This window comes from Chamaesiphon sp. OTE_20_metabat_361, assembly GCF_031364565.1.
Genome location: NZ_JANLWO010000566.1, coordinates 1 through 10,706, shown reverse-complemented (window position 1 = coordinate 10,706; position 10,706 = coordinate 1). Strand labels below are relative to the sequence as shown.

The 10,706-nt window shown below is 46.8% G+C and carries 10 protein-coding genes, 1 tRNA gene and 1 pseudogene; 4 read left to right on the top strand and 8 right to left on the bottom strand.

Annotated features, from left to right (window positions below):
* On the bottom strand, positions 1 to 1,212 hold a 1,212-nt coding region (locus tag RMO35_RS16305; RefSeq protein WP_309742377.1), incomplete at its 3' end, for a 3-oxoacyl-[acyl-carrier-protein] synthase III C-terminal domain-containing protein.
* 411 nt (positions 1,213 to 1,623) lie between these two features.
* Here RMO35_RS16305 and RMO35_RS16300 point away from each other — a divergent pair.
* The 4 genes from RMO35_RS16300 to RMO35_RS16285 all read left to right on the top strand — a co-directional run bounded on the left by RMO35_RS16300 (position 1,624) and on the right by RMO35_RS16285 (position 4,514).
* Positions 1,624 to 2,982, top strand: a complete 1,359-nt coding sequence (locus RMO35_RS16300) for an MFS transporter (protein ID WP_309742376.1) — start codon at positions 1,624 to 1,626, stop codon at positions 2,980 to 2,982.
* A gap of 126 nt (positions 2,983 to 3,108) precedes the next feature.
* A complete protein-coding gene (locus RMO35_RS16295; RefSeq protein WP_309742375.1) occupies positions 3,109 to 3,231 on the top strand; it encodes a hypothetical protein in 123 nt (40 codons plus the stop codon).
* Between the two features lie 184 nt (positions 3,232 to 3,415).
* Positions 3,416 to 3,907 (top strand): type II toxin-antitoxin system antitoxin SocA domain-containing protein, encoded by a 492-nt coding sequence (locus RMO35_RS16290; RefSeq protein WP_309742374.1) that lies wholly within the window; start codon positions 3,416 to 3,418, stop codon positions 3,905 to 3,907.
* A 73-nt stretch (positions 3,908 to 3,980) separates the two neighbouring features.
* A complete protein-coding gene (locus tag RMO35_RS16285; protein WP_309742373.1) occupies positions 3,981 to 4,514 on the top strand; it encodes a type II toxin-antitoxin system PemK/MazF family toxin in 534 nt (177 codons plus the stop codon).
* Between the two features lie 14 nt (positions 4,515 to 4,528).
* On the opposite strand, the gene RMO35_RS16280 is transcribed toward RMO35_RS16285, so the two are convergent.
* From RMO35_RS16280 to RMO35_RS16245, 7 genes and pseudogenes are all read right to left on the bottom strand, one after another.
* Positions 4,529 to 4,816 carry a hypothetical protein gene (locus RMO35_RS16280; protein WP_309742372.1) on the bottom strand — a complete coding sequence of 96 codons (288 nt, stop codon included), beginning with the start codon at positions 4,814 to 4,816 and terminating at the stop codon, positions 4,529 to 4,531.
* Positions 4,816 to 5,364 (bottom strand): annotated as a pseudogene (locus tag RMO35_RS16275) (DUF6036 family nucleotidyltransferase). Before RMO35_RS16275 ends, RMO35_RS16280 begins: the two are co-directional and overlap by 1 nt.
* A gap of 149 nt (positions 5,365 to 5,513) precedes the next feature.
* Positions 5,514 to 6,848: a salicylate synthase gene (locus RMO35_RS16265; protein ID WP_309742370.1), complete on the bottom strand. Its 1,335-nt coding sequence runs from the start codon at positions 6,846 to 6,848 to the stop codon at positions 5,514 to 5,516.
* Positions 6,849 to 7,165: 317 nt separating this feature from the next.
* On the bottom strand, positions 7,166 to 8,752 hold the full coding sequence (locus tag RMO35_RS16260) for a benzoate-CoA ligase family protein (RefSeq protein ID WP_309742369.1): 1,587 nt from the start codon (positions 8,750 to 8,752) through the stop codon (positions 7,166 to 7,168).
* A gap of 43 nt (positions 8,753 to 8,795) precedes the next feature.
* On the bottom strand, positions 8,796 to 9,026 hold the full coding sequence (locus RMO35_RS16255; protein WP_309742368.1) for a phosphopantetheine-binding protein: 231 nt from the start codon (positions 9,024 to 9,026) through the stop codon (positions 8,796 to 8,798).
* A gap of 812 nt (positions 9,027 to 9,838) precedes the next feature.
* Entirely contained in the window at positions 9,839 to 10,432 is a 594-nt protein-coding gene (xerC, locus tag RMO35_RS16250; RefSeq protein WP_309742367.1) for a tyrosine-type recombinase/integrase, read from the bottom strand.
* Positions 10,433 to 10,566: 134 nt separating this feature from the next.
* Positions 10,567 to 10,640 (bottom strand) — tRNA-Val (locus tag RMO35_RS16245).
* Between the last annotated feature and the right edge of the window lie 66 nt (positions 10,641 to 10,706).

Sequence of the window (10,706 nt, the reverse complement as noted above, 5' to 3'; positions counted from 1 at the left end):
TTCGAGGATGGCATGACGATCTCCCACAGGCACCGTCAACAGTCGCTCTTTAATCCCTATGCCACCACTCGCAACCGCATTACTAAGTGGCGGTACGAAACTCTCGCTCGATCGGATCGTCACCAATTCAGTACTAGCATTACCCAACGCCACATCGCCCCAGCGCATCACCATCGCCGCCGCCGTTGCCCCCGCACCGTTGGCATATACCAGCACCAGATCGTCTGGACGAATTTTGCCACTAGCCGCCGCGTGATAGAGATTGGCAAGGGGGAAAACTGGGCCAATATTGGCATATGTCGGGTAGAGATCGATAACCCGCTCTGGATCGATTCCCAGTGCTTTGGCGCAAACGCTGGCATACCAAGGCGTCGGGGTATTAAACGCAAAATAATCGATGCGGTCGAGACTCATCCCCGCCGCTGCTACCGCTGACTGACAGCACTCCCGCACCGTATCGGCAGCCGTTACTGCTAGGCTGCTGACATTTTCCCCCGTCCCAGTTTGAATGCGGGGGTTGCCTTGGGAATCGATCGTCAGTTCGTGAGTATATGCCCCGCAAGTCGCGATCGTCGGGACGATCTGGGTACTGAGAATGCCGCGATTTGTTCGATCTGCACCTACCACCATCGCCGCTGCACCATCACCCATCGACCACGAGAGCGTATCGGCATCATCTACCGCCTGAGAGCCAATGTGCGACACCACAATCAAAATCTGGCGATAGGTGCCAGTTTGGATGAAAGCCTGGGCGGTTTGGAGCGCGATTAACGCACTAGCACAAGTAGATTCTAGATTCCACGCCGGACAGCTCAATCCCAATTGATGGGCGAGATGAGTCGCCAAACCAGGGCCGACATCACTGGGAAACAGGGAAGAGACGATCGCCAGATCCACGTCTGCCGCCGTCAAATTTGCTGCTGTCAGTGCCGATTGCGCCGCCTGAGCCTCTAACATCAGAGATGACTCATCACCCGCCAATACCCGCCGTTGGACGCTGCCTCGGAACGGATCTGCTAAAAAGGGCGTAACTTCTTGCAACCACAGATCGATCCCACTGGGAATGGGAATTAAGTCCTTAGCTGGAGTGCGCCTGACTTCTCGCTGTCTGGTTTGGGCAAATAAGTCGGGGAATTTTTCCAGCCAATAGTCGTTGGTACGAATAGTCTGGGGAAAGTTGATGGCAAGCGATCGAATACTAACTGATTGCATGGTAGATACCGATTTTTAATCTATATTTTTGAATATTATTCTCATTAATTTTAGAGAATGTTGGCAGGTATTTAAACAGTTATCTTGAATTATGAGCTTGAGAGTCTGGGTAAGGACTGAGTATTGAGGTAGGGGCAATTCATGAATTGCCCCTACCTCAACGGTTGACGATCGTCACATAATTCTTGAAACCTTTATTGTGCGGTCAGTTGGTATCCTCGATCGGGGCAATCTTCTAGGAATGAAAAAATATCCTTTCCCAGTATCCTCTTTTGGTTTATGGGATACAAGGTCGATCTCGATCGATCGCTAGTCTGGATCGTCAAAACTATTATTGAGAATTTATATTAATATCTATATCACGATCTAAAATACAATTGCAAGAGCATGGCGATCGATTATCGATATGTTGTGACATCTGTGTTAATCCTCAAAATTTTTGCCGTGCGTATCTTTACAATTCTCTGGAGCGGGCAGATGGCATCGGCGATTGGGACGGAAATGACCCAATTTGCCCTCACGATCTGGATTTGGCAACAGACTCAGACCACAACAGCGATCGCGCTACTGAGTTTCTTCTTTTTACTCCCACAAATTGCGATCTCCTTATTGGCGGGGATAATTATCGATCGCTTCAATCGTCAAAAATTGATGATTTTTAGCGATGTCTGCGTGGGTGCATGTACGATAACGATCGGGTTACTGTACTCGATCGATCTGCTCCAGATCTGGCATCTGTACGGGTTAGCCGTCATCTACGGCTGTTGCGGACAACTCCAGGGGCTAGCTTTTTCCGCATCGATTTCGTCGATCGTGGACAGGAAACACTACAGCCGCGTCAGTAGTATGAGAATGCTCATCATGTACGGCGGGACGATTATCTCCCCTGCTTTAGTCGGTAGTCTGTATCCGTCGATCGGATTAATGGGCATCATCGCGATCGATCTGGCAACATTTATCATCGGGATTAGCACCGTGCTAATGGTGCGGATTCCGCAAGCCAAAAGTTCGCCAAGCGATCGGGGCGACGGTAAAACCATCTGGCAACAACTATTCTGGGGGATCGACTACATCCGCGCCAGACCGAGCTTAGTTGCCATTACCACCATCTTTTGCCTATTTATATTTGCCTATCAAACCGCCGAAACCCTATACCCACCGATGATTCTGGCACGGACGGGCAGCAATGCCCAAATCCTCAGTACCGTCGCGCTCTCCGCCGGAATCGGCGGCGTAGTCGGGGCAGTAGTCTTGAGCATCGTCGGCGGCGTACCGCGCCAAATTCAAGGGATGCTCATCGCCTTCATCGGCGTTGGCTTAGGCACTCTAACGTTAGGTTTATCCCAAACCCAACCAGTATGGATGTTAGCCCAGTTTTTCGCCGCAGCTTGCATCCCACTCGCCTACAGTGCCACCGATGCCATCTGGTACACGAAAGTAGAGCCAGCAGTGCAAGGACGAGTACTAGCCGCAGCCCATACGATCGGGTCGATCTTTGGTGCGTTAGCCAGTCTGGTGGCGGGAGTATTAGCCGATCGCATCTTTGAACCACTGATGAATTCAGGTAGTCCGATCGCTTTAGCCTTAGCACCGCTATTCGGTACTGGTCAAGGATCGGGGATCGCGCTCCTGCTGACAATCTCTGCGATTGCGATGGTATCGATCGGCATTGGCGGTAATGCTTTCCCCAACCTCCGCAATGCAGAAGTCCTATTACCAGACTGCGATCGACCCAACCCCGACAGCGGCGAAATTGAAAATTTTTACTAAAATCTGGTCGATCTGGCATCCTAAACGTAACTGGGACAGTCGCTCGATCGTCAGTAACCCTTCCCGTTATCATTTAGTTGTCCGCTCCATCCCACTTGTTATCAAAATAACCCTGGATTCAAGCAGATGATTCAACAGACGGGCGTAGAGTTTCAGTCTCATCTATCCTTTAAGAAGGCAGATTTGGAGCAACGTTTTGGGCTATATCAGAGCATCGCCGATCGATTGTGGTCGATCGAACGCTTGTAGGGTGGGGATTCGCTGGCGAAGCCTTCCCTTAGGGAAATCGCGTAATCTCAGTTCCCGATCGGTCGTTCAGCTTTGCTGTACTGTAGGTAATCGAGATGCTAAAATGGAATTTACTAGATCGTGCGAACTATTACAGCCAGTCGATCTCAGCAAAGGAGGTAATTAAACTGTGGAACCTCGCTCAATGTTAGAAAAATTAATTTTATATTTTGTTTATCAAACCAAGGGTCATATTACTAGAACCCAGTTGGTTAAATTTCTGTATTTAGCAGATCTCTATTCGGTTAAATGGACTGATAAACAATTGACCGATCTAGATTGGTATTACTATAATCATGGCCCTTGGCATGAAGATATCGATGCAGCTTTAGTCCGTTTGAGTGGTCAAGTAGTCCAGGTACGGGAAGGGCAAGCCACCCTAATTCAAATGGGGGTTGAACCCCTCGATATAAGCACTTTGGAAATTTCCCAAGGGTTACATTTCATGTTGGATAATATCAGACGAGAATGGGTAGGGGGATCTCCAGAAGCACAAGGAAAAGTTGATAAACTCCTAGAGTATGTTTACTCAACTGCACCAATGTTGGCGGTTAAGGATAAATACGAAAGATCGGAAAAAGTGCGTCTAAACCTAGCACTAGAACGAGAATTGCTGCTTGAGGAATTGGGAGTTTAGAGTGGCTGGACAAAGACCAAGACAGGGATGGATATATATTATTAATCCCTACAGAGTTTCACTTCGCTGCAAAATGGGTCATATTCATTTTTACGATCTAATCGAACCTGGAGAAGTTGAGTGCCAGACGGCTTCTTGTTCGTTAGCTATTAATTCTAGTCATGTCTTTCGGGGTGCTCATCCTCATATTATCTGGACGAGTGATGAATTTGAAGCCGATACTAACTACTCGGTAAAAACATTTACAACTATCCCACTTACTTCTAAGACAACCTTTACTGGTTTATCGACAACTTATCCGATCGTGAGTAACAGTAAAAATGGACTAACTGCTAAATCTTATGCTTTAGTTAATCAGATTTCTACAATTGATGGTAACTGTTTTAAAAAAGCTGATGGAAGTTGGTTAGAGCGAATGGGGCAGTTAGAATCCAGAGATAAGACAGAAATCGACCAACGCTTAAAGTTTTCATTAAAATTATCTAGCACGATAACTGATGATTGGCTTAGGAATATGACACCAGAATTATTTAAAAAGGCTTATGGACATTTAGCCGACGACCTCAAAATGAAAGCTTTGGAAGATTTAATAGATGGAGTTGATTAATGGTATCCGCGTATTTATTGGTATTTGAATTTCAGTTCAAGGGCAGTACAAAAGCTGTTGAGGCTATTTAATAAAGCATTGTAGTAAGCATAAGCATCGTCGCGATCGATCTGAAGATGATTATACAAAGCCAGTTCTGGCTCTGACACTAAAGACACCTGCGGAATGTCCAAACCCGCTTCAGTTAAACGGATGGATGCGATCGAGATTAATAGCGACCCGATCGTATTATTTCTGCCATGGTAAAGATCTTCTAGTCCAGGTAAGATTAACTCCGATCCTGGCAATTCATGTAGTTCCATTATTTATCCCTCTCTAATGTACTTTCACAACGATCGATAAATTGTTCGATCTTATTTCTCAAGAGATCGGCATCGAGAGATGGAAATCGAATTAATTCAGATTCGATCGCATCAAAGCAATCACGTAACTTTTCTAGAGTAAATAATTTATGCTCATACATAGCTAGAACATCATCAATGTCACGGTTATATCCTCTCGATAGTTTGGAAAGAGCTTGGGCTGTGAAATCATAATGATAAAATGAAATTTCACCTTGCCGTCCGATGAAGACGCTTCTGTCACGCCATCCAGGAAGCTGAGGTAAGAAGTCTTGTGGGGAAGCCAGTTCGATGTTGATATCCAATTCTTGTTTGAGCTTGGCGATAGCTTGAAAAATACCTGGAGGTTCGGGATCTAGACGAATATCGATATCGACTGTAGAACTACGCTACCCAATCAGTAGAGCACTAGCACCACCTGTAAAATAGATACAACCTGAACCACGAGCTTCTCTACCCAATGCTTTCATGAGTTGTTCAATTTTCTGAGGATCGACATTTGAGCGCATAATTTTACGATCGAGCCGGATTTCTCCAACAAATTCAAAGGTAACGGTACCTTTACCCAAATCTATCTTACCGATATATCGGTTCAATTTATCGGAAGTGGATCGGGACAGGTTTGAACGCAATAGGATCGACCTGCCCCTACGGATTTTTAGCTGTCAACTGATTTCAACACCAAATTTGTCAACATCGTATTCATCTTATTCACCGACTCCATATACTCATGCTCCGGTACTGACTCAGCCACAATTCCCGCGCCAGCGTTGAAATGAATCGTGTCACCGTACTGATAAGCCGATCGAATGGCGATCGCTAAATCCGCTGTACCGCGACTATCGATCCAACCAATTCCACCCGCATACAGCCCTCGTGGTTCCGTTTCCAAGCGATCGATCCACTCCAATGCGGCTTGTTTATTAATTCCCGAAACCGTAATCCCAGGGAATAACACTTTCAACGCATCCCATAGTGTCTTATCGGGCTGAAGTTCGCCACCAACGCGAGATGAAAGATGTTGAACGCAGCGGTATTGCTTCACCTCCATAAAATCCAATACCCGCACGCTTTCCGGTACGCACAGCGCAGCTATTTCATCTTGAGCCAGCCAGATCGAAAGTGCGTGTTCCTTCACCTCCTTCGCATCGGTAAATAACTCGCGACTTAACTGCTCGTCTCGCTCTAGATTTTCAGATCGCGGACGAGTTCCCGCCAGCGGATTGGTGATCGCAAATCGATCGGCATCCACAGTCATCAAAATCTCAGGACTGAAACCCACCGCACTGACATCATCGAACTGAAAACAATAGGATCGCGCTGAATTATTACTCTCGGTACCCAGACGATAGGTACCCAGGAGATCCATCTGTCCTTTAACTTTGACCGATCGAGCGATAATGGCTTTGTGCAAATGTCCGGCTTGAATTGCATCCACCATCTCACTTACTTTAGCTTGATAATGTTCGCGATCGGCAAAATCCAGCGTCGGCGGGGTGGCGGTATAATTCCGCAACGGACACTCGATCGCCAGAGCTTCGATAATTTTGGTTAGAGATTTGACGCTCTTAATCCGAATCCCTTTTTCTGTAATCTGGAGTTCGGTTTCAGGAATCGAAAAATACAGTAAAGGTTGCTCGATCGCTTTACTATAACTCGAATAAAACCGCGCTATATCGAAACCCACATAACCATATGCCGTCCAATTTTCAATCGGTAATGATGCCAGCATTTGCTCTACCTGCTGGAGCGGATCGCCGACAATCGATCGCGACTCGATTTCTCCTAAATAATCTAAAGTCACAGTATCAGTACTCACCGCAATACTGGCTAAGGTATTCCCCGCAATCCGCGTCTGGCGATCGCCCTCATACAGCATATAACTGGAAAATAAACCAATATCTAACAGATTTTGTAATAAAGATTGCGGATCTTTAGTTTCTGGGACGAACAATTCATGGTATACGAGTGGCTGAGTGTCTGTGGAAAACATAAGTAGTTATTTAGTGGATAGTGGATAGTGAATAGTGGCTGTCAACGACTTCCAGTCGTTGCTCGTGTTGCGAAGTCCGCCTACGCGGACTAAAAGCTGGGACTACAGATCATCTCTAGAGACTGGCTCCTCCCCTGCTTGGTGCGCTTAACCGTCGGGGAACCCGACGAGCGCGCATCCGCTTTATAAGGGGAGGTTGGGAGGGGTAAAGATGTGTAGCAGTAATATATGGAATTGGTATAATTTCCCAGTCCGCGTAGGCGGACTTCGCAACATGAGCGGCGGTTTCAACCGCGCGGCTCCTAATCGCGCGGTTCCTAACCGCATCGCTCAGTTTTCAACAATGCTTGACGATGGACCTTTCCCGTCGGCGTGCGCGGTAGCGCGTCCAAAAACTGGATACTTTTGGGAACTTTGAATGGGGGCAATTGTGCCTTAACCGCTTGGCGGATACTGCGTTCTAGCTCGATCGAGGGTATGAATTCAGCTTTGAGACTGACATAGGCAATTACCTGAGTCAAATCTTCATCACTCGGTACCACCGCCGCATCTAGCACGCTTTGATGCTGGAGCAAAACATCTTCAACTTCAAACGGCGATACCCACATCCCATTGACCTTAAAAAAGTCGTCATTGCGCCCCATGAACCGAAAATAACCATCGGCATCACGCACATATTTATCCCCCGTCCGCATCGTCGTCCCATATAGAGCCGATCGCGTTGCGGACAAACGGTTCCAGTAACCCAGCATCAGACTCTCGCCCGCTACTTCTAAGGCTCCAATTTCACCATCTGGGGCGGTGAATCCGCGATCGTCTACCACGCGCACATCATAACCGGGCACAGGACGACCGGAAGTGCCCGGACGGCATTCCCCTGGTCGATTAGAGAGAAAAATATGCAATAACTCTGTCGTCCCGATGCCTTCGCAAATCTCCAGCCCATACATTTCTCGCCACTTGAGCCAGATTGTTGGGGGCAGTTGTTCGGCGGCGGAGAGGCACAATCGTAATGAAGTTGGATCGAGGGGGGCAATCTCATCTACGGATAGAATGCCAGCATAAATACCTGGAATGCCAAATAATACCGTCGGTCGGTAAGTTTGAATATCGGCAATGATATCAAAGGCATTCGCCGCATCGGAGAGAATGGCAGCCGCACCTACGGACATCGGCATGTACAATGTATTCCCCAATCCATAAGCAAAAGGCATTTTGGCAACAGAATAGATGATGTCATCTGCCTGTAAGCCGACCAACTCTTTGCCATAACTTTCGGCACAAACTACCATGCTCTGATGCAGATGGATCGCGCCTTTCGGTCGTCCGGTACTGCCAGACGTATACAGCCAGAATGCGGGTTCTTCACGATCGGTTTGTACCCAATCGACTGATTCATCCTGTTGGCTCAGTAGGGAGATTAAGGATCGATCTCCATCAATTTGCACAACGTGTTGCAAGAATGGCGACTCGTTGGCGGAGCCTTTCTGCTGAGGCAGACGCTCCGCGAACGGAACGAAACTCGTACCCAACCGTTCCAACCACGATCGATCTGTCACCAATACTTGGGCGCGACAATCTTGGAGAATATACTGCACGTCTGCTAACGTACAAGCCGTATTAATCGGGACTGGTATAACTCCCAACCAAATCGCTCCCCAGAAGGCAAACACGAACTCTGGCGTATCCGGTAATAAAATCGCAATCCGCCGTTCGCGATCCATGCCCAATCCGGCCAACAATTTAGCCATCCGGCGCACCCAACTATGCACTTGAGCATAAGTGTAAGTATCATCGCGGTAGTAAATAGCAATGCGATCGCGCCGATCTGGGGCTAAATTAGCTTCGAGAAAATGAGCCGCCACGTTAAAGATATCGGGCAAGCTGGTAGATATAGTTTTCATTTTAAAATTTCTGGCGATCGAGAACTAAACTGGCAATTTAAAATTACGCAGATCGAGCTGGCAAGGGTGCGACTACCATCTGACAAATTTCTGCCAATGTGAGATCTTTGCGCGTTCCTAGCTTGAGATCGAGATCGAGTTCGCGCTTCAATTCTAGGGAAAGTTTGACTGTCTCTACAGAATCTAGCCCCAAATGTGCGTGGATGAGGGTGTCTTCCCCGAGCGTGTCTTCAGGAATGCCCAAACCGACCAAAATCGCTGTGAGCGTATCCATTACCGTTAAATTGTTTCTTCGATTTCCTGACATGGCGCGTGATTAGTTTAAATTTTGGATTGTAAATTATGGATTTGGATTAGCATTGACTCTAAATCTCACTAGGCATAACAATCTAACCCGACATCGAACTGCCAAAATTCTGTCATCAATCGGCAGATGAGATTGGGAAAATGTGGGACTATTAGAAAATCGCGGCTTGGAGCGTTAACACCAATATTTTTTGCGACCAACTGGATCGGGTACTCTCGCCTATTGCGAATTATTTTTAATAACTACGAAGAGTCTATTACATTTCCTTGGTTTTTGGCAAGTATGTTCGAGCGGTTAATTTAGCAGCCATAATTGCCAAACAACCGATAGAAGTGGCTGTACTTACTTACAGATAGTGTTTTCAACCCGATCGCATACTTTGATTACCATTTGAAATTAGGCTCGATCTGCCACATCGCTTGGCGATTGTCGCCAGTATCCAACCCCAATTTTAGTAAATAGGCGATCTATTATTTGCATATAATTATCATGATTTTGAGATCGATCGCTCTTATTGCCGCGCCGCAAGAATCCTTTGAATCTTAGATTAACGGTAGTTCAAGAATTTAGATTCTAGCTTTTTTGTGTCTAAACCGTTCGTCGGTCGATCGGTAGTTACTTAAATAGGACTTGCTGAAAAAGTCTTTAAAATGCGAGCGAGCGATATTAGATCGCATGAAGTACTAGACGACCTATGAGTCTAGCTTGCTAAAATCCACAAACAGGCACTTTCGATCGATTGCACGAGCGCATGAGCGTATGTGGAGAGTAGAACCCGCTTATCGTGTCCGGTTTGTGGTTTGTTCGGCAAGAGCGATCGGATTTGCACCCTCATATAAGGCGTGGGAAATACCTGAATGTCTGAGATTATAAGGAACCCGGTACTCGATCTTGCAGCTAGCTAGGATCTTTTTCCACGCTCTAGCCCTGAATCGGCGATCGTCGATTGCCAATCCTTTAGGGCTAGGAAATACTAGATCGTCCGATTGAGGCTTGAGGCGATCGAATTTATCTGCGAGCATCGATCGTCCGCCAGGGGGTAATTGAATGGTGCGAGATTTACCTGTCTTAGTCCCTTTCTGGTTTTGATGACCTCGGCTGATAATTTCCCCAATCCACACGGTAGAGAAGTCAGCCGCTAGATGTTTCCATCGCAGCCCAGCAGCTTCGCCAAATCGACAGCTAGTGGAAACCAGAAAAATCACAAAATTGGTGTAATGGTAATATTGGGAATGATTAGCAAAGGCTATGAGAATGGCTTGCAGTTCGGGAATCGTGAATGTTTTTTTCTGTTTGGGCAAACTGAAGCTGTAGTGCTTGGCATCGTGTGTAAACCTACTCAATAGGCTCTTTCCGCGCTTTTCGACGTGCATAAAACAGTGGGTGAAATGGTGGGCGATAGACCAGCCAAACCAGCACGTAATTTCCTGTGAGTAGACGCAGAAATAAGGCTGTTAGGACATGATTTGTTTCCTAAAAGCCTTACCAGCAGTATGTATCAACAAAATGGACGTACGCCGACTCGAACGGCGGACCTCATCGATGTCAACGATGCGCTCTAACCAACTGAGCTATACGTCCTTGCAGTCATCATTTATAGCATAGATGACTCAAGGAAGTCAATACCATCTGGGTTGTCGAATCGGT

What these genes read in the sequence shown, in the direction of transcription:
- RMO35_RS16295 (WP_309742375.1), top strand. Translation starts at nt 3,109, where the DNA reads ATGATTCAACAGACGGGCGTAGAGTTTCAGTCTCATCTATCCTTTAAG.
- RMO35_RS16290 (WP_309742374.1), top strand. Translation starts at nt 3,416, where the DNA reads ATGTTAGAAAAATTAATTTTATATTTTGTTTATCAAACCAAGGGTCAT.
- RMO35_RS16285 (WP_309742373.1), top strand. Translation starts at nt 3,981, where the DNA reads ATGGGTCATATTCATTTTTACGATCTAATCGAACCTGGAGAAGTTGAG.
- RMO35_RS16280 (WP_309742372.1), bottom strand. Translation starts at nt 4,816, where the DNA reads ATGGAACTACATGAATTGCCAGGATCGGAGTTAATCTTACCTGGACTA.
- RMO35_RS16265 (WP_309742370.1), bottom strand. Translation starts at nt 6,848, where the DNA reads ATGTTTTCCACAGACACTCAGCCACTCGTATACCATGAATTGTTCGTC.
- RMO35_RS16260 (WP_309742369.1), bottom strand. Translation starts at nt 8,752, where the DNA reads ATGAAAACTATATCTACCAGCTTGCCCGATATCTTTAACGTGGCGGCT.
- RMO35_RS16255 (WP_309742368.1), bottom strand. Translation starts at nt 9,026, where the DNA reads ATGGATACGCTCACAGCGATTTTGGTCGGTTTGGGCATTCCTGAAGAC.
- xerC (WP_309742367.1), bottom strand. Translation starts at nt 10,432, where the DNA reads ATGCACGTCGAAAAGCGCGGAAAGAGCCTATTGAGTAGGTTTACACAC.